The organism is Ruegeria sp. AF7 (assembly GCF_056541885.1).
The window spans coordinates 1-18847 of the sequence record NZ_JBQFYX010000004.1 but is presented as its reverse complement, the minus strand read 5'-3'; the positions used below and the strand labels follow the sequence as shown (position 1 = coordinate 18847).

General features: G+C 55.4%; 17 protein-coding genes, 2 tRNA genes and 1 pseudogene. 8 read left to right on the top strand and 12 right to left on the bottom strand.

The genetic code is table 11. The features are described 5' to 3' along the window. Positions 1 to 31: 31 nt before the first annotated feature. From ACR0AP_RS10000 to ACR0AP_RS09990, 3 genes are all read left to right on the top strand, one after another. Positions 32 to 919, top strand: coding sequence for a MurR/RpiR family transcriptional regulator (locus ACR0AP_RS10000; RefSeq protein ID WP_480506624.1), 888 nt, complete (start codon positions 32 to 34; stop codon positions 917 to 919). Then, positions 916 to 2004: an aromatic ring-hydroxylating oxygenase subunit alpha gene (locus ACR0AP_RS09995; protein ID WP_480506623.1), complete on the top strand. Its 1089-nt coding sequence runs from the start codon at positions 916 to 918 to the stop codon at positions 2002 to 2004. Before ACR0AP_RS10000 ends, ACR0AP_RS09995 begins: the two co-directional genes overlap by 4 nt. Before the next feature lie 235 nt (positions 2005 to 2239). Further along, positions 2240 to 2623 carry a carboxymuconolactone decarboxylase family protein gene (locus ACR0AP_RS09990; protein ID WP_480506622.1) on the top strand — a complete coding sequence of 128 codons (384 nt, stop codon included), beginning with the start codon at positions 2240 to 2242 and terminating at the stop codon, positions 2621 to 2623. A 6-nt stretch (positions 2624 to 2629) separates the two neighbouring features. Here ACR0AP_RS09990 and ACR0AP_RS09985 read toward each other — a convergent pair whose 3' ends face one another. Continuing rightward, on the bottom strand, positions 2630 to 4249 hold the full coding sequence (locus ACR0AP_RS09985) for a hypothetical protein (RefSeq protein ID WP_480482960.1): 1620 nt from the start codon (positions 4247 to 4249) through the stop codon (positions 2630 to 2632). 32 nt (positions 4250 to 4281) lie between these two features. Next, positions 4282 to 4593: a hypothetical protein gene (locus ACR0AP_RS09980; protein WP_480482958.1), complete on the bottom strand. Its 312-nt coding sequence runs from the start codon at positions 4591 to 4593 to the stop codon at positions 4282 to 4284. 68 nt (positions 4594 to 4661) lie between these two features. On the opposite strand from ACR0AP_RS09980, the gene ACR0AP_RS09975 reads away from it, so the two are divergent. Continuing rightward, positions 4662 to 5603, top strand: coding sequence for a YcaO-like family protein (locus ACR0AP_RS09975; RefSeq protein ID WP_480506621.1), 942 nt, complete (start codon positions 4662 to 4664; stop codon positions 5601 to 5603). Positions 5604 to 5611: 8 nt separating this feature from the next. Here the strand turns inward: ACR0AP_RS09975 and ACR0AP_RS09970 are convergent, their stop codons facing one another. Together ACR0AP_RS09970 and ACR0AP_RS09965 are read right to left on the bottom strand one after the other, a co-directional pair. Further along, positions 5612 to 6973 (bottom strand): hypothetical protein, encoded by a 1362-nt coding sequence (locus tag ACR0AP_RS09970; RefSeq protein WP_480506620.1) that lies wholly within the window; start codon positions 6971 to 6973, stop codon positions 5612 to 5614. A 31-nt stretch (positions 6974 to 7004) separates the two neighbouring features. Next, positions 7005 to 8987 carry a phosphatase PAP2 family protein gene (locus tag ACR0AP_RS09965; protein ID WP_480506618.1) on the bottom strand — a complete coding sequence of 661 codons (1983 nt, stop codon included), beginning with the start codon at positions 8985 to 8987 and terminating at the stop codon, positions 7005 to 7007. A gap of 433 nt (positions 8988 to 9420) precedes the next feature. On the opposite strand from ACR0AP_RS09965, the gene ACR0AP_RS09960 reads away from it, so the two are divergent. Beyond that, positions 9421 to 9510: transfer RNA gene (locus ACR0AP_RS09960), tRNA-Ser, on the top strand. Between the two features lie 156 nt (positions 9511 to 9666). On the opposite strand, the gene ACR0AP_RS09955 is transcribed toward ACR0AP_RS09960, so the two are convergent. The 7 genes from ACR0AP_RS09955 to ACR0AP_RS09925 all read right to left on the bottom strand — a co-directional run bounded on the left by ACR0AP_RS09955 (position 9667) and on the right by ACR0AP_RS09925 (position 16872). Further along, positions 9667 to 10407, bottom strand: a complete 741-nt coding sequence (locus tag ACR0AP_RS09955) for an outer membrane protein (RefSeq protein ID WP_480506617.1) — start codon at positions 10405 to 10407, stop codon at positions 9667 to 9669. Between the two features lie 210 nt (positions 10408 to 10617). Then, positions 10618 to 11373, bottom strand: a complete 756-nt coding sequence (locus tag ACR0AP_RS09950; RefSeq protein ID WP_480506616.1) for an ABC transporter ATP-binding protein — start codon at positions 11371 to 11373, stop codon at positions 10618 to 10620. Position 11374: 1 nt separating this feature from the next. Beyond that, entirely contained in the window at positions 11375 to 12223 is an 849-nt protein-coding gene (locus ACR0AP_RS09945) for an ABC transporter ATP-binding protein (RefSeq protein WP_480506615.1), read from the bottom strand. Then, complete coding sequence (locus tag ACR0AP_RS09940; RefSeq protein WP_480506614.1) at positions 12220 to 13131, bottom strand: ABC transporter permease; 912 nt, start codon at positions 13129 to 13131, stop codon at positions 12220 to 12222. The genes ACR0AP_RS09945 and ACR0AP_RS09940 overlap by 4 nt, the downstream gene beginning before the upstream one ends. Continuing rightward, on the bottom strand, positions 13128 to 14186 hold the full coding sequence (locus tag ACR0AP_RS09935) for an ABC transporter permease (RefSeq protein WP_480506613.1): 1059 nt from the start codon (positions 14184 to 14186) through the stop codon (positions 13128 to 13130). Before ACR0AP_RS09935 ends, ACR0AP_RS09940 begins: the two co-directional genes overlap by 4 nt. Further along, positions 14187 to 15782 carry an ABC transporter substrate-binding protein gene (locus tag ACR0AP_RS09930; RefSeq protein ID WP_480506611.1) on the bottom strand — a complete coding sequence of 532 codons (1596 nt, stop codon included), beginning with the start codon at positions 15780 to 15782 and terminating at the stop codon, positions 14187 to 14189. Between the two features lie 34 nt (positions 15783 to 15816). Then, positions 15817 to 16872 (bottom strand): dipeptidase, encoded by a 1056-nt coding sequence (locus tag ACR0AP_RS09925; protein WP_480506610.1) that lies wholly within the window; start codon positions 16870 to 16872, stop codon positions 15817 to 15819. Positions 16873 to 16993: 121 nt separating this feature from the next. Here ACR0AP_RS09925 and ACR0AP_RS09920 point away from each other — a divergent pair. From ACR0AP_RS09920 to ACR0AP_RS09910, 3 genes and pseudogenes are all read left to right on the top strand, one after another. After that, positions 16994 to 17185, top strand: a pseudogene (locus ACR0AP_RS09920) (helix-turn-helix domain-containing protein); the annotation flags it as partial. Between the two features lie 24 nt (positions 17186 to 17209). Then, positions 17210 to 17905, top strand: coding sequence for a LysR substrate-binding domain-containing protein (locus tag ACR0AP_RS09915; RefSeq protein WP_480506815.1), 696 nt, complete (start codon positions 17210 to 17212; stop codon positions 17903 to 17905). A gap of 296 nt (positions 17906 to 18201) precedes the next feature. Further along, complete coding sequence (locus ACR0AP_RS09910) at positions 18202 to 18600, top strand: cupin domain-containing protein (RefSeq protein WP_480506609.1); 399 nt, start codon at positions 18202 to 18204, stop codon at positions 18598 to 18600. Between the two features lie 136 nt (positions 18601 to 18736). Here the strand turns inward: ACR0AP_RS09910 and ACR0AP_RS09905 are convergent. After that, positions 18737 to 18813, bottom strand: a tRNA-Met gene (locus tag ACR0AP_RS09905). Positions 18814 to 18847: the final 34 nt, after the last annotated feature.

Below are 18847 nucleotides of genomic sequence, written 5' to 3'. Positions count from 1 at the left end.
GGCTAATTCCACATTTGTACCATCGTCAATCATGAATGACACAAATGTATCATCAATTGTTCTGGATCGCCTGACCGAAGAGTGGGACGCCCTGACCCCTGAGGCGCAGAAAGCCGCGCGTTACGTTCTGGAAAACCCTACGGATGTAGGGGTTTCAACCGTGCGCGAAATTGCCGAGGCGGCAAAGGTCAAGCCCAACACATTCGTGCGCATGGCGCGGCAAGTGGGGTTTGAAGGGTACGAAGATTTTCGCGAACCCTTTCGCGACGCGATCCGAAAAGGGCGCGTGTCGTTTCCAGACCGCGCCAGATGGCTTCAGGACATCGGCAAATCCGGTGAATTGGGCGGGCTGTATGCCGATATGATCGGTGCCGCGATCCGGAATATCGAGGAAACATTTGCAGGGATCGACGCGAACCGCCTGAAATCTGCTGCCGAAGCCATCTGGAATTCTCGCCAGATTTTCACACTCGGCGTAGGCGTCAACAACTCCAACGCGCGCAACTTTACTTATCTGGCTTCGACCGGGATGAAGCAGTTTCATGCAATCCCCCGCCCCGGTTCAACCCCGGTAGACGATCTGGCCTGGGCCGATGAGCAGGACGTGCTGATTGCGATCACCTGTCATCCCTACCGAACGGAAGTGATCGAGGCGGTCAAACTGGCACGTCAGCAGGGCCTGACTGTCATTGGTATCTCGGACAGTCCGGCCAGCCCTGTGATCCGGAACGCCCATCACGGGTTTGTCGTCGCAGCAGATACCCCGCAGTTTTTCCCGTCATCCGTTTCGACCATCGCGCTGCTGGAAACGCTGCTGTCTTTCGTGATCGCGGTATCCAGCGACGAGATCGTCGAACGCGTCGAACGTTTCCATCGTCGTCGCCATCAGCTTGGCATCTATGCGGAGGAACCCGAATGAACGCACCCCTGACCCACTCACTGGACGCGCGATACTATACCGACCCTGCGATTTTCGAACAGGAAATGCAGGGGCTTCTGGCCCGAACGTGGCAGTTTGCGGGCCATGTCGCGCAGGTCCGGGAAACGGGGGATTACTTTGCGTTTGAGATCGCCGGCCAGAACCTGTTCTGCATTCGCGGCCGCGACGGCGAAATCCGCACCTTCTATAACGTCTGCCAGCACCGCGCGCATGAAATGGTCTCGGGCGCAGGAAACACCCGCGTCGTCGTCTGCCCATACCACGCCTGGACCTATGAATTGTCAGGTCAGTTGCGCGCGGGTCCAAATATCAAATCCGTCCCCGGATTTGACCGCAGTGCAATCTGCCTGACGGCGGTCCGGACCGAAATCTTCAATGGGTTCATCTTCGTCAATCTCGACGACAACGCAGCCCCGATGGATGACTGGTATCCCGGAGTGCGGCAGGAAATCCGTACATTTGTCCCGCATGTCGACGAGCTTGAGCCGCTGGAATGGGTCGAGATCCCCGAACACTGCAACTGGAAGGTCAGCGTCGAGAATTACTCGGAGTGTTATCACTGTCCGACCAACCACCCGACATTCGCTGAAGGTGTCGTCAAGCCCGAAACCTACGACATCCAACCCGATGCAGGCGGCGGTTTCGTGCTGCGCCACACGACCGAATGTCAGAGTCTCGACAAGATGACCTACCCTATCGACCTGTCAGTGCCTCATGCGGGCGATTACCAGTCTTGGTTCCTGTGGCCGATGTTTTCGTTCCAGTGCTATCCGGGCAATGTGCTGAACACATATCACTGGCGCGCAAGTGACACGGATCACTGCACCGTCTGGCGCGGTTGGTACACCGAAGGTGGTTCGGAAAGCGCGGTGATCAGGCAATTGGCCGTTCAGGACAGGGAAACAACGGTCGAAGAAGACATCCGGCTTGTGGAATCCGTGCATCGCGGCCTCAGATCCCGTGGTTACCGCCCCGGCCCGCTGGTGCTGGATCCAGGCTGCGGTGTGATGTCCGAACACTCAATCGCCAAGTTGCAACAATGGATGCGCGAGGCCGTGGAATGAAACCCACCCCAGGCAGACATAACCTGCTTGCCCTACCCTTGAGCGGGTAGATCAACCACGCTGATGCCCAAGGACTGGCACCCTTGCGAAATTGACCGGATTTTGCCCAAAGCACTTGGGTATATCGACATAGTGGACATGCCGGACCGGGTATACAGGTGCACCACCGGATGAAATCACACTACGATCCCGCATACAAACACCGCCTGACACGCTGACAAACCGGAGACCCGTAATGGCCGACTTATTTGACGAAGACCTGTTCCTGAAAGGGTTGGAACAACGAAAGAATACACTGGGCGCAGAGTATGTGGAAAAGAACCTTGCAGCAGCAGATGATTTCACCCGCCCGTTTCAGGAAGCCATGACCGCCTGGTGCTGGGGTTTTGGCTGGGGGGATGACGTGATCGACGCAAAAACGCGGTCGATGATGAACCTGTCCATGATCGGAGCACTGGGAAAGATGCATGAATGGGAAATCCACTGCCGGGGTGCCATCACCAACGGGGCGACCAAAGAAGAAATACGCGCCATCATCCACGTGGTCGGGATTTATTGCGGCGTTCCGCAGGCGTTGGAGTGTTTCCGCGTCGCCCGCAAAGTGCTGGACGACAATTAGACGCCATCACAGACCTGCTTCGGCCAACAGTCGTGCACCTTCGTCATAGTATTTTCTGTTTTTGAAACAGCCCGGCCAGGCCCAGCGCTCTGCCGTGAAACCGGGCTGCAATTCCAGGATGCGACGGGCGTGCCGGCGTGCCAGTGACTGGTTGCCAGCGGCGGCGGACAACATGCATAACACAACCCGCGCCCGCACGCTGCCGGGGTCCACTCGCAAGACATTATGCGCGTGCTGCCATGCTGCCTTGTCTCCGGAGAGGGCAAGGGTCATGGACAGGTTCGCCTCGATCCAGATCGGCGGGTGCGGCGTTAACGCGAGGGCCTGCCGATACGTGGCTATTCCGTCCTCAAGCCGGTCATCATACATCAACAAGACACCATAATAGCCCAGCAATTCGGGGCTGCTGTGGAACCTCTCAAGTACCTTGCGCATCAGCTGGCAAGCCTCGGCAGTATGGCCAGCAACACTGTGGGTAAACGCTTCGAGTGCGGCGCAATAAGGATCCGCCGGGTGTTTTTCACGCATGACGGCGCAGTCGGCCTCGACCAGAGCCAGCGTTTTTTCCGGCGAATCTTCCATGCCCAACCGGATCAGATCCAGGCGGCAGAATCCGACAGCGATCCGCGCAGGCAGATAGTCCGGATCGCGCTGCAAACAGACCTCATACTGGCGGATGGCACGAAACAGGCCGTCCTTGGTCGTAAGGCTCTCCTGAATGCGACCATTCTGAAATGCCGTCCAAACTTCGGTGGATGTGGCGCGTGCTGACCAGATGTCGGACCAGTGACCATCCCGCAGCCGTAGTTGAAGCGCTTCGACAACTTTCATTGCGATTTCTTCAACGGCGTCAAACGTATCCTTTTCCCGAAACCGGAAACGTTCGGTCCATAGGCACACCTGATCCACGGTTGATGTTAATTGTGCCGCCACCCGCAGTCCTTCGGCCGCTACCACGCTGCCGCTTAGCATATAGCCGTCGACAGGCCCTTCTTGCCTGCGCGCATCACGCAATTCGATGACATCCGACAACGTACCCAAGAGGAAAAGCAATTCGTCCCGTATCGACGCCGCCGCAACGTTGATATTGTTATCGTCACCAATTACTTCAAACGGCTCGACTACAATTGCAGGTCTCTGATGCCCCCAATGGGATGGAAAGCGCGCGCCAACCGGGACAGGCGCATTTTCATCAAAACCAACGTCCCAATACGCTTGCCGTTCAACTGCCAACCAGTCTTCAAATTCCGGGTCTGCAACATCCAACCCTTCCAGAAGCTCGGCGCGATCCGGTTGAAGCGGTTCATCAAACAAATCAATTTCAAGCGCTTTCAGGTCGATGGAGACATTCTCGCGCCCGATGTCCAAAAACCCCAGACCGAACCCGGCCAGATGCTTGGTCAGGACACTAAGTTCCTTGCGCAACGAGGCCGCACCCTGTGCAGGTGAGCTTTTGCTCCAAAGCTTGTCTTGCAGCCAGGCCCTGCTGCGAACAGCATTCTTAGACAACAACACCAAGGCGAGAAGCGCTTTCGCCTTGGTGCCGCGTGGTGTTGCATCCTGGCCGTCGTTGCAAATCACCTGAAACGGACCGGTCAGGAATATCTTGGTTTTTGCCTTACTCAAATAAACTCCTCAGGCAAGTTCAGATACTGCGATCAGGAACCACAGCCATAAACGACAATGCCACCCATCGCTTCATAGGCCAGCTTGCAGCACCATGACTCGTGATCGGGATTTGGGTCTGGCTCTTTATCGCTCAGATCAGGGATTACGATATGAACCTTGTTCTTGGAATCATAAACAAACTCCACTGCAGGATTACCGACATCAGCAAGGATTTCATGAATCTGTCGCTCAGCCGCGTCGCGACCCTCTTGTGATCCCAGCGCGTTGCTCCGGGCGGCGTTCAGAACTTCACACCCAAGATCCTTAAGTGTGTATTTCGGATTAATAGTCAAACGAGCCATACTAAAAGTCCTTTCTTAACAACCACAACCATTTGTATAACCCGTTACATACCTATCCGGAAACAAAAATGACCGACGCGCTGATTGAACTGGCCGAAAACGCAGGGATTATTTCCGGACCTTCTTTTGCTGAATTTCCCAAAAGTGCTCCGATCCACACCGCCTTTCGCATGATCAATTTGCGAAACGGAACAGTGCCACCCGCTGGCGCAATGAAACAACGAGTGTCCTTTGGCACGGCGCGTAACCGGAACGAAGCCGCGCGGCTTTCGGGATTCGAGGCGATCGAACGTTATGCGCTGCAATACAGCGCGGATTCGCCCGAAACCCGCGAAAGCCTGATTTCATCGGATGGTGCCACGCATGTTCTGCCACGTGATGCCCTTGCTCTGGGTGCGCAGGGCAGCAACGGACAGATCACGTCGAAGGGGGCCGCAGCCGGACCAACACATGAAGCCGCTGCGCTGTGGGCCGCGCTTGAATGTCTGGAACACGCGCTTGGACCACGCGGGTTCGACCAGGTGTTACCCGAAACAGCGTTGCCGCGCGATCTGGCCCGCTGGCTGAACACCCACCTGCGCAATCTGAGCGTTCACGTTCGCGTGGTTTCGGGCGTCGGCCTGCTACTGCGTGCGGTCTGCGCTGATGCGGATGGCGGGCGGCCAACTTATGGAACGGCTTTTTCCGCCGATCTGGCGACAGGTGTCTGGCACGCAGCATGCGAAGCGGTTGTGTCCTGGCGCAACATGGTGACCCTTGACCACACCGGCGTGACAGATGACGCGATGAATGAGGAACAGGCGCGCTTGTTCCGACTGTATCGCGGCGCGCGAACCGATCGCCCGGCAACTCCGGCATCCTTTTTCGATGTGGACGCCTGGCAGAGTCCCGACCCGACGCTGATGACTGTATTGACAGCGGCGGCCAACGCTGCCGGTCGCCCGATTGCCATATTCGATATGACCGCGCCGGAAATACCTTTGCCCGTTGTCAAAGCCGTGCCGGTTTGAAACCTTTGTCAGTGACTGAATTGGCGAGTTAGCGCCAGTTTGCCAGAGACCTCGGTTTCAGTCCGGTCCGCAAATTCAGAAATCTGTTTGCATCGTTGGGTTTCCGGCAGTCCACAAACGATGTCGCTTGGATCAACTGGCGGGACTTCAACAAATTCGACCCTTGTGATCGCGCGTGGATTGGCCGCCACTGTTATCAAAGGGCCAACCTCGATCAGGCCGGCAAGCGCATAACCCGACGCAGGCCGTGCGGTCGACCCTGTTCCCATGGTGATATCGTCCAGAAACCGCGGATCATCGTCGCCCGGCCCGAACTCAAGGCGCATGGGCATTCCCGCTTCACCGCGCGGATAACGCACCCAATCTGTCGGCACATTCACCGCATCCACGAAGAGTTCGGACATGTGAAACGCCCGAATATAAAGCCCCAGAGGATTCGCGAACGCCATCGCGCGCCCTGTCGGTGTCGCTGTGCCCCTGGAGAAGGCCAGATCAAGGGCTTCACCCGCCAACCCAGATCCCGCATGGCGACAATACAAATCCTGTCGGTCGGCAAAATGTAACACTTCATCAAGCCGCGCGGGCCTTCTGTTTTCACCATTGCCGACAACATATGGGAATGAGGAAAGATGCATTGTAGCGATCAGGTCGCTCAGGCTGTTCGTTTCTCTGATCATGAACAAAGCATGTTCGATATTCAACGGATGCTCTGGTGGGTGGGCAAAATCTGTTCCCACCAGTCTTTTGTGAAAACGAGCAATGCGTTGAGGCACATCCAATGCGCACCAGTCTGCTCGCGAAACCCCGAACAACTCTTCGCAGGAATATGAACATCTGGATACGGTTTCAACGACCGAAAGGAAGTGATCCAGATCGAACACTGCCATGGTTCTCCACCACTCCATCAGTTCGGTCGTAGCGACAAAGCGCTTCGGCCGCATTTTGCCGTCGGAACCGGGCCGTAAAATCAGCGCATATTCCAGAAATTCATTGTGCAGCTCAGCCCTGCTTGCCCAACCCTGATCCGAAAGACTGGCGGCCAGATCCTCGCCCAGACAATCCCGGGGCTCGCGCGGGTTGGCAGACCATTTGAACCCCGTCGATATCTGACCATCGACGATGTCGTCTGGGTCCATGACCAGGAACGGGCTCACTCCATTGCCATCAAAGAACCCTTCAATTCTCGAGTTCCAGTCCGACAGGGCGGCTTCACTCACCCCCCTATCGGCGCAACCTGGAGATTGAAAAACAGCCATCACCGAACACCGATCTGTATCTGAAACGCAGGGCTGATCTGCCATCAATACTTGCCACGGCAGTTCCAGCCTGGTTCGAGAGATCATCATCGTTGACGGGTACGTAAGCATCATGAAAAATCTCCCTCCGAAAAAATCTGAAACCTCATCCGCCCCAACCTGCCTGCTCTGGCAGGTGGCGGGTCCACCACAATTCAGGCGAACTATTGGCTACGTGGATTTCACTGCCAGAAGACCGTTTTCCCGAGATGCTGAGATGATCGCCGTCAAAAGTCTCCAGCGACACTTTCGATGACGTCGGTGATTTTGCCATATGCTCTGCCAGTATTCCGACCGCGATACGCTCACCCATCCGGATACTGTCGAAATAATCGCTATAGAAATGAACCCCTGCCAGATTGCGCCCAAGTGCAATATTCGCAGCCAGCTTGTTCAGCTCGCCATTCAGCGTCAGGCAGTCTGCACTGTCTTCCGGTCGGGTCGAGTCGATCAGGGTCTTACCCCCCGCAGCTGGCACAAGGACCCGAGGCAGACCAGCCGCAGCCAAAGAAACCCGTAATCCATCCAAAGCGTGCGTTCTGAAGAAAGCCTTGAGCACTGTGACGCATGCCCCGGCAACGGCACCATGAGCCGCCCCATAAGACGGGTGCATTGGCGACCCTTCGGGGTAAGCAACCGGAAGCAGCAAGTTACGGTCATTTCGCGGCAAGCCTTTATGGGACATGGCGTTATGCGCAAACCGCTTCACCGAAGGCGAGGCGGCGATTGCATCCATAAGGCTGAAACCTTCGCTTGTCGCCGCTTCGAGTTTTCCCAGATGGGCCGCGGCAAATGGCTCGGCCGCGCCAAGTTCCGTGCCGTAACCGTTCGCCATCAAACTCGTGATACTGCCCAGCTTTTCCGGTCGGGCACGATTGTGCACCTGAAAGGTCTGTCGTTTCGCGGCCCGCAGGGCCCGCGCTCCGGTTTCCGTAAGCAGGGACAAAACATGCGCACCGCCCCAGGCAGAGCCTGGATCACGCACACCAGCAAATCCATCCTCAGGCAGACCTTCGTCTGTCGGCGTGCCTTGTCCTAGCATCAGCAGGCAAGCATTGAAAAAAGCCTGATAAATTCTGTCAAAATGCACGTAAGAGGCAAGGTCGCGCGGTGTTTCAATGAATTTCGATCCAAAGCTCTCAAAGGCTTGTTCAGCCGTCGTGTCCGCCCCGTTTTGAACGTCCAGCCACTCAGCCCAATCCCGCAGATAGTCCACGCCCGCCGCCTGCGGCTGGATCTTCTGGTCGATCCTCAAAGCGCCGAAGGGAACAGCCCCGGCGGCCATTGCCTGAGTCAGCTTTTGCTTTTGTCGGCGCGCTTGATCTGCTGTCAGTGGATCGTGGCCTTGTACCAGGAACTGCGACAGATACGGTCCCTGTGCACAGCCCTGTGAGCAACCGCGAAACAGGGTTTGAGGGGTCAGGCCGCCACCGTCCCTAACCCGCCGCGCCGCCGAAACCTTTCCAATCTCTGCGCCATCAGCGTCCCGAGGGCTGCCATCGCGCCGGAACCATTCCATCTGACAAAGGGCACCCGCCACGTTGGCCGCATCACTGACACCATCCCTGATGGATTCGAACGGCACATCCCGCAGATAGGCCATCGCGTAAATCTCGGCCATCTCCGCCGCCAACTCATCCGATCCAAGCCGGGGCGCAGGGGCAATTCCCAAACCCCCGGCGTCACATCCGTTGAGGCCAAGCCGATGGCCCAGGATTGGCCCTTCCCACGCACGCCACCTAAATTCACCACCCTCTGATGGCGCGGTGCGGAAGGGCCCGGAGTAGGCTGGCGTGTCGAACAACGCCAACCGATTGCCATGATTGTCGGTGCAGGTCGGATCAGCCACTTCTTCCAGAAACTCGGTATAGACCTGCGCGTCGACAATCCCGTTCACGTCATGACGCAAACCCTTCGAGAAATTCGTGGGCCATGTCCCTTCAAAAAGGTCCGATTCACCGTTGTGATCCTTGAAAACCTCCTGAGTGGAACGCGCCAACACACTCAAACGGCGCCGACCCCGGCTTACCTTTTGATTGGCTTCATCAGGGTTCTGCCATGGTTCAGACGGAACGGTATGTTGCGACATGATGTTCTCCTCATCAACAACAGAACGAATCGCATCACGGCGTTACCAGATCGTGACTTCAAAAAAGGGAATGTGTTTTCTACGCTTTTTCAATAAGTTGTCAGATTCTCGCTGGCGTGCGGAAGGCAGTCACGCAAGAAATCGTGACTCGTTATCACGTTGCAAAGCCAACCGAACACTTGAACGCGGCTGTAGACTTGCCACGTTCAGATTCTCGCAAAATAAGGCCAGATGCCACAGGCAAGGCCCGCGATTCTAAGGATATTACGAACTGCATTGGGTCTGAAGAAAGTGAACCAAGTCTTGCCAATGGAGGATGCAAACCGGCGCGATTCCGTTCTATTTCAAAGAGTTCGGATGGATCTGTAAAAAAATCCAAACACTGCGGAATTGACCTTGTATTTCCGTTGCTTGCACGGATATACCCGTCGGCGGAGACGTGGCCGAGTGGTCGAAGGCGCTCCCCTGCTAAGGGAGTAGGCGGGAAACCGTCTCGAGGGTTCGAATCCCTTCGTCTCCGCCACCCACCAAAGTCAATAAATAATTATATAAAAACAACTGCTTACAAGACATCAAGTTGTGCGTTCCGGTCTGGCGGGCAACAACGCCCCTTGTTAACAACAGCGCTCAACCGCTTTTATTTAATTGACTAGTACCGGGGTTGCGCCTGACGTTATCTTCAGAACCTGTATGTTGCGCCCAGCAGCGGACCTGATTGGTCAAACTTGAAATCATTGCCGTTGATCTCATGATCGAAGGAAACATAGCGGTACCCGCCCCGGATCAGCCATCTGTCATTGATTTCATAATCTGCGGTCAGCAGAACTTGCCAGGTTTCGCTACCACTCCGAAATCCGCCGTAATCCACAAATCCGGTCCCTGACCATTTGTCAGAAATCCGAACGCGTGCACGGGCAGCGACGATTGGATCAGTCCAGTTGTCATCGGTCGTCACACTTCGTCCGGCGGCAACTCCCGGTTGCAATCTGAACGTGGTTTCCGTGCTGAACCACCTGAACCCCCCTGCTAAGGCCACGCTGATCGCAGGTGTCTCATAAACATGGTACCCGACATAGCCGCTGAGGAATTGTGTTGTGGCAGAGGTATCCAAACTCGAAAACGCCGGGCCGGGAGTTGAGTTACTGAACGCCAAATCGGTGTAGTTGTAATCCGCAAGCAACAACCAGCGCCCGTTAGACGCGGAAATACTGCCCATAAACGCAAAATCCAGGTTTTCGAGAGCGTCTGAAAAACTCAACGTGCCGTCGATTGTTCCACTTGGTGTTGCAAGAGAAATATCCGTTTCGGCCATGAACAGATAAGCTGTGCCCGAAAAAGACCAATCAGATTGCTGGGCTGAAACAGGTGGCGCGATCAGTAACGCAACCGCAATCGCCAAGTTTTGCACCTTGCTTTTCATCAGTGACCTCGTTGCTAAAATTTATATTGCATTACTTGCATGCTTTACGGTTACACAATTTGTAGCCGTTTCCAATATCTCGATCGCTGTAGTGCCAACACGGTCCTTATCAATCAAAAGGTGCGTTCACACCGGAAATGCTAAAGGACGCTGTCGTGCGTCCCCCGAAATGATCATACGAAGAATAATCCTGCTTCTAACGAACAGTCGCTACTGGTTTGGGGCAACAGAGGCGGTCAACAATTGCTTGGAATACTCGTGGCTTGGGTTCCCCAAACGCAGTGTTTCCGAGGACATGACCTCAACAATTTCACCATTTCTCATGACCGCCAACTGCTCGCACATATGTGCGATAACCGGAAGATCGTGAGACACCATCAGATAGGTCAATCCGCGCTGTTTGCGCAGGTCAGTCAACAGGTTGAGAACCTCGGCCTGAACGCTGACATCCAAAGCTGACGTGGGTTCGTCCAAAAGCAGGATGTCCGGCTCACCTGCCAAGGCCCTTGCGATTGCCACGCGTTGTCTTTGACCACCGGAAAGCTGGTGTGGATACCGAAACCGGAATCTTTGCCCAAGTCCGACGTCGTTGAGCAAATCGCTCACGCGTTTATCGATATCTCCAAACCCATGCAGATGAATTGTTTCACTGAGGACCTGGTCGACAGTATGTCGGGGATGTAACGATGCATACGGGTCCTGAAACACCATCTGGACGGTTCGAAAGAATGACCGATCCCGCCGGGACCCGGATATCGCCTGACCTTCTACGCGGATTGTGCCCGACCATTGCGGTGCAAGTCCCGTTATTGCCCTCAGAATTGTCGACTTGCCGGACCCGCTTTCGCCCACAAGGCCAAAACTCTCGCCCTGCGCGACTTCAAGGTTTGCGTCTTTCACCGCATCGACCCGGTCGTGTGCATGACCAAACCAGACATTCAGATGGTTGATTTCCAGTGCCTTCATTTCAGCCCCTCACGCTTGGGGCTTCGGACCAAGACGGATCGCGTGTGAGAACACTCAGGTGGTTGCATTTTTCATCAAGGCGCGGCAGCGAGTTCAGCAAGCCCTGGGTATAGGGATGTTGGGCCTGATGCAGCTTGTCAGCCTCGCAAACCTCGACGATCCGACCTGAATACATGATGAGGACACGGTCGCAGAATTCAGACACCAGATTCAGGTCGTGGCTGATGAATATCAGGCCCATCCCCCGCTCCTTGACCAATCCGTCCATGATATTCAGCACCTGCCGCTGAACGCTGACATCAAGTGCCGACGTTGGTTCGTCGGCAATCAGTATCTTGGGGTTGGGAATCAACATCATCGCAATCATAATCCGCTGCCCCATGCCTCCGGACACCTCATGCGGGTATGCCCGCATCACCCGCTCAGGATCACGGATTGAGACATTGTCCAACATCTCAATAGCCATCTTTTTCGCATGGGCCTTAGAGCCGGAATTGTGTTGAAGGTATGCCTCCATGAGTTGCTCGCCAACCGTGACCACCGGGTTCAGAGAAAACTTGGGGTCCTGCATAACCATGGAGATCTGCTTGCCTCGCACCTCACGCATCTCGCGCTCGCTGAGCTTCATCAGGTCTCGGCCTTCCAGATTGATGTGTTTGGCCTCCACGATACCCGGATTTCTGATCAGGCGCAGAATCGCCCGCCCCGTCATCGACTTGCCCGAGCCGCTTTCGCCGACGATCCCCAGACGCTCGCGCCCCAGCGAAAACGACACGCCCCGCACGGCGTCAAACACGCCCTGACGGGTTGGGAAACGAACCCACAGATCTTCGATGTCGAGTAAGTTCATTGCCCACCGTCCTTTGGATCAAGCGCGTCCCGCAGCCCGTCACCCAACAGGTTGAAGGCCAGCGAAACCGTGAAAATTGCGAGCCCCGGCACCGTGGCCACCCACCAGTGGTCAAGGATGAACCTTCGACCCTCGGATATCATGGCACCCCATTCCGGGCTTGGAGGTTGTGCCCCCAACCCCAGAAAACCAAGGCCGGCGGCAGCCAAAATGATCCCGGCCATATCCAGCGTGACCCGCACGATCAAAGATGAGATGCAAAGTGGCCAGATATGCCGGGTGATGATGCGCAGCGGCCCGGCACCCTGAAGGCGTATCGCGTTGATATAGTCTGTTGACCGGATGGTCAGGGTTTCTGCACGCGCCATACGTGCATAGGGCGGCCACGCCGTGAGTGAGATTGCCAGAACAGCGTTTTCAATCCCTGCCCCAAGCGCCGCGACAAACGCCAACGCCAGAACAAGTCGTGGAAAAGCGAGGAAAATATCCGTGATGCGCATAAGGATCACATCCGTCCATCCCCCCACATATCCCGCAACAGTCCCGACCAGAAGCCCCGCAATCGGTGCGATGAGCGCCACAAGAGCTACGATGTAGAGTGTAATTCGCGCCCCAAAGATCAGGCGTGACAGAATATCCCGCCCCAAGCTGTCGGTTCCCAACAGGTGCCCTTCAGCCCCGATGGGGAGAAGTCGGCTGGACAGGCTCTGAACAAAGGGATCGTGCGGCGCGAGAAAAGGCGCAAAGACCGCTGTCAGAACAAGGACGACAAGAATCGCCAACCCGACCATTGCCATCGAGTTTGATCGCAAAGTCAGCCAGCTTTTGTAGAAGCTGGCCAATCTGGCATGGCGGCGCGAAGTCGGCTCGTCGGTCAGCAGCCACTGGCGCAAGGTCATGTCGCTCATTTCGACCTCGGATCAAAGAAACGGTAAAGAAGGTCCGAGAATATGTTCAGGCAGATAAAGATCAGCCCGACAACAACGGTTCCTCCAAGAACGGCATTCATATCGGCGCTCAGCAAGGCCGTCGTGATATAGCTGCCGATCCCCGGCCAGCTAAAGATGATCTCGGTCAGAACTGATCCTTCCAACAAGTTGGCATAGCTGAGTGCGATCACTGTGATCAGCTGCACCCGGATATTCTTGAAGGCGTGGCGCCAGATAACTTGTCTTTCAGACAGCCCTTTGACGCGGGCGGTGATGACATACTCGGCTGACAACTGTTCCAGCATGAAGGATCGGGTCATCCGGCTGATGTAGGCAAGCGAGTAGTACCCCAGCAATGCCGCGGGCAGGATAATATGGGACAACGCATTGCGGAAGACATCCCAATCCTGGGCCAAGGCACTGTCTACCAAAATCAGCCCAGTGCGTGAGGGCACTATGTCCTCGTAGAAGATATCCAGGCGGCCCGGGCCACCAACCCAGCCGAGTATCCCGTAGAAGACCAGAAGCCCCATGAGCCCCAGCCAGAAGATTGGCATTGAATACCCGACAAGCGCGACCACACGGGCGATCTGATCGATCCATGATCCGCGCTTGACTGCGGCGATCACACCAAGCGGAACACCCAGAAAGATTCCAATCAGAACGCCCAAAGTCGCCAATTCCAGCGTGGCAGGGAAGACGCGGGCAATATCCTGAGAAACCGGGCGGGCATTCAGAAGTGAATCGCCAAAATCACCGTGCAGAACATCCCAAAGGTAATATCCAAATTGAACCAACAGCGGCTTATCAAGACCAAGCTGTTGATAGACCGCATCATAAGTCGATTGCGATGCGCGTTCACCGACGATTGCCAGCACCGGGTCGATCGGCATCACGCGACCGATGATGAAGGTCACGAAAAGCAGACCCAGCATTGTAATTGCGATGGTGCCAAGAGTTTTCAGGATACTCTTGATCCAATGGATAAGAGGCGCCGAGCGGCGCCCCTCAGTTGGTCTTTCGGCCAGTGCCATTTACTTGGTCACCTGCCAATACGACGCCGATGTAATCGCCTGACCGGTTGAGAAATTCGTCACGTTTTCACGCAGGGCCGATTGCTCAATCTGCTGGAACATGATGACAAACGGCGAAGTCTCGCGGAACTCGGCCTGGATTTCCTTGTACATGTCAGCGCGTTTCGCGGTGTCGTTTTCGATAACGGCCGCGTCCGTTTTGTCGGTCAACCCGCCGGTATCCCAAGAATTCCGCCAAGCCAGCAATCCTGTGGCATTGGCTTCGTCCGAATTATCCGGGTTATAGGCAAAGGTACCTGCGTTCGTCTGCGGGTCGGGATAGTCCGGCCCCCATGCGCCAAGGTAAACATCCAGTTCCCGCGCACGATACCGCGCCAAAATTTGTTTGGCGGTCCCCACGGTGATGTTCATCGTGATGCCAACCTGACTCAGCGCATTCTGTAGCGACTGGGCGATTTCGATCCGTTCCTGCGCTTCACGCACACCAACTTCGATCTCAAGCCCGCTTACACCTGCTTCATCCAGCAGGGCCTTGGCCTTTTCCACATCAAAGCTAAACGGCGTCTCGTCAGAGGCACCGAGATAGGTTTGGGGCAGGAAATTCTGGTGGATCGTGTATTGCCCTTTCAGGAAGCTGTCGCGCATCCCTTCATAGTCAACCAGATACTTGAACGCCTGCCGAACCTGAGGCTTGCTCAGCTCAGGGTGTTTCTGGCTCAGCGAAACATACATCAGGCGGCCCTTAAGCTCGTCTGCAATCTTTACGCCGGCAACAGATGAAGCGCCGGCAACATCTTCTGGATTCAGGTTGCGCGCGACATCGATATCACCACGTTCCAGCAACAGGCGCTGGCTGGCGCTTTCCTGAACGTGACGGACAACCACGCGCTCCATGGCCGGAGCACCCAAATAGAAATCGGGGTTCGACTTCAGTGTTACGCTTTCATTGGGTTTCCAGCTGACCAGGCTATAAGCCCCAGATCCAGCAGTATTGGTCTTGAGCCATTCATTGCCCAAGTCGCCATCCTTGTCGTGTTCCATCACCGTCTTCTTATCGACAATGCCGCCGATGGTAGCGGTCAGACAGTTCAGAACGAAGGATGTCGCATAGGGTTTGTCCGTCGTGATCGTCAGAGTGTTGCCGTCCGCGACAATCGTTTGTTCGACATTTTCCGGCGTGAACCCAAACTGAGTCAGGATAAAGGCCGGGGTCTTGTTTAGAATGATCGCCCGACGCAGTGAAAATTCAACATCTTCTGCCGTCACCGGATTACCAGAGTGAAAGGTCAACCCTTCCCTGATATTGAAGGTAATCGATTTGCCGTCTTCAGACACATCCCAACTTTCAGCGATGTCGGGCTGATAGCCAGCATCCAGATTGAGCGGGTCGAAGTTCACCAGCTTCTGATAGACATTCCGGCTGACATCCGAACCCGCAAACTCAAAGCTTTCGGCCGGGTCCAACGTCGTGATGTCGTCGATACGATGCGCGATAACCAGCATGTTCGGCGGCGTTTCGGCCATTGCCGAAGTCGAGGTCACGGCCAGCGCCAATCCTAGCGCCGCACCGGTAAGCAATCTGTTAAATGCGTTCATTTTGTCCTCTCTGTCATCAAGTCTTCACTAACGGTTACGAGCCCCAGGTCTTCTCAAGAACACGCAACCAGTTTTCGTGGCAGAGCTTCTTGATGAGCTCTTCGCCGTATCCATGGGTCACCATGGCATCTCTCAATCGAGGCAGCATCGAGATGTCCTTCACGTCGTCCGGCACGACCGCCCCGTCATAATCGGACCCAAGCCCGACCCGGTCTTCACCCATTATCCCGATCAGGTGGTCAAGGTGCTTCAGAACCTGCATCAACGGCACATCGGACAGCATCCGACCATCCTCACGCAGAAACGCAGTGGCAAAGTTCAACCCGACCATCCCGTCGCTTTCCGCGATGGTGCGAAGCTGATCATCGGTCAGATTTCGCGCGTGCGGACAGATGGCGTGGGCATTCGAATGCGTTGCGACCAAAGGCGCATCCGAATACCGCGCTACATCCCAGAAACCTTTTTCATTGAGGTGGGACAAATCCAACATGATACCCAGCGCATTGCATCGCTGCACAAGCCGCAGTCCATGATCCGTCAATCCAAGGCCAGTGTCCGGCCCCGATGGATATCTAAACGGCACACCATGGCCAAAAATGTTGGGTCGGCTCCACACGGGCCCCAATGATCGCAACCCCGCCGCATGAAACACGTCAAGCGAATGCAGATCGGCATCAATCGGCTCGGCGCCCTCGATGTGAAAAATGGCCGCAATCTGGCCTAGCGCCATGCTGTTTCGAATATCCGAAACTGATCGAACCACTTTCAACGCCCCCAAACGTTCCAGTTCCAGCAGTATGGCAATCTGCCCCAGCGCTGAGGGCAGAGCATCTTCGGCGTCTATATGATTGGGAAGCGGCAGGTCATAGCTAGGCTGGACCATTTCTTCCATTTTAGCATCGGCATCGATAGGCGAAGGGACCCAGACGGCAAAGAAGCCTCCGCCAAATCCACCGGCCTTGGATTTAACAGAGTCGATTGCACCTTCGAGCCCGGTCAGGAAGCGGCCCGCTTCGGGCAGACCGCCTGACGAGGCCAGTTTTGACAGAACATCATTGTGCCCATCAAAGATAAGAGGGAGGGTCCTCAAACTCGTTTTTCCCAGGTTAGTGTCATTTCGACACACGCTAACAGACGCAATCATCATGATTGCAAAAAATCTTGATGAGTTTTACTCATAGAGCTAGTCGGAATCATGCGGGCGCCCAGCGATGAAGAAACCTCGCAACTGGCATTCTCTGCCGGAATACCAGGCGCTCCGTGCGCTCATGCAGTCTGGAACAACAGCCGCTGCCGCACGACAGCTCGGCTTGTCTCAGTCCGCGGTTAGTCGCTCGGTCAGCAGCTTAGAGGATCGACTGGGCAGAACACTGTTCGAACGGGATGCAGGCAGATTGCGACCGACGCAAGAAGCCGTAAGGCTGAATATGCGATTGGATCCTTTGTTCGAGGCATTGGACAGGATCGATGGTCCGGGCGAAACTGTGCAGGAAACACTGCGCCTCGTTGCACCGCCCAGCTATGCTCATCGATACATCGTTTCCCTCATCGCCAGTTTCATTCGCGGGAATCCCGGTTTTTTCGTGAACCTTGAGGTGACAACGTCGGATATGGTCACGCTTGGCGTGCTTGAGAACCGATTTGATCTTGCCGTGACCGGGATTGAACAAAGCCGCGCTGGCATCAAACTTATACCATTTCGCGAGTCACCAGCCGTTTGCGTCATGCGACCCGAACATCCTCTGTCTGAACGCACCGTTCTGACGCCTTCAGACTTGCATGAGCAAGAGCTGATCGCGCTGACGTATCGACATGGGCGGCGCGGGCAGCTGGACCGGTTGCTTCATCAAGTGCGCGCTAAACCGAGGATCGTTGCCGAAGTTTCAACCTCATTCGCCGCTGCCGACATGGCGCGCGAAGGATTGGGGCTGTCTGTTATCAATCCCTTTCCCGTCTACCATTACCGATCTCCCGACCTGGCATTTGTCCGATTTGAATCTCTTATGCGGTACCGGGGCCATTTTGTGGTCTCTGATCAAAAACCGGTTCCAAGGATCGCACGGGCATTCATGCGGCATCTGCGATTGAATACCCCTCCGGACCCTTTCTCTGACCCGAGGTAATGAAATCTTTCCAAAGGTCTTCAATGGCAATACGCCATGTGACCGCCCAACAGGGAAGATTTTGGAGGAGGGTCGAGGTACGGACCTGTCATGGCTACGTGCACAGTTTGGTATGAGTAACGTCCGCAAACGTGGGTTTCTTCGTCCTTATGTATCTCAGGCCGTATCACCCGGTATGCGGTTCGTTCATAAGGCTCGTTAGAATCTCCGCCCAAAACCCGCTTCTGATTTCCCTACGTTTCCAGGCGAAGCTGGCGTATCATTCTCTCGCTCAAATCTTAGGAAGGAATACCTAGATGGCGGATTGTGCGAAACTGCACCCCGGCGAAACCTATTCCGGGAAACAGGGGTTCGATTACTTCGAAGGCATCGCCAGACAGACGGTAGGAAGCCAAGCTATCTGCATGCATCTGCTCACGGTCCCGCCCGGAGGGCGCGCCAGGGCGCATAAACATGAGACACATGAAACCGCGATTTATGTGATTTCCGGGTCTGCTAAGATGTATTGGGGCGACAGGCTAGAACACGTTATGGAAACGCAAGCAGGAGACCTGATCTATATACCATCAAACACTCCGCACCTTCCGTTCAACGATGGGAATGAACCCGCAGTTGCAGTTATCGCACGCACGGACCCGAACGAACAGGAAAGCGTTGTTCTGATGCCGGAACTTGAAAGCCTTGTACCAGGGTGACGCAAAATACCGTTGGGGACCAGCAGCGCAGTTTTTTCGTCCCATTTGCTTCCACAGTGCTTCCAGTGCCAAAGGCCCGAACGCAAAAAGCCTCGCGTGATGCGAGGCTAAGTGCTTGATATCTGACTGGAAGTATTGGTTGCGGGAGTAGGATTTGAACCTACGACCTTCAGGTTATGAGCCTGACGAGCTACCGGGCTGCTCCATCCCGCGTCAGAGTCAGATTTGTTTTCATCGTGTTAGAGAG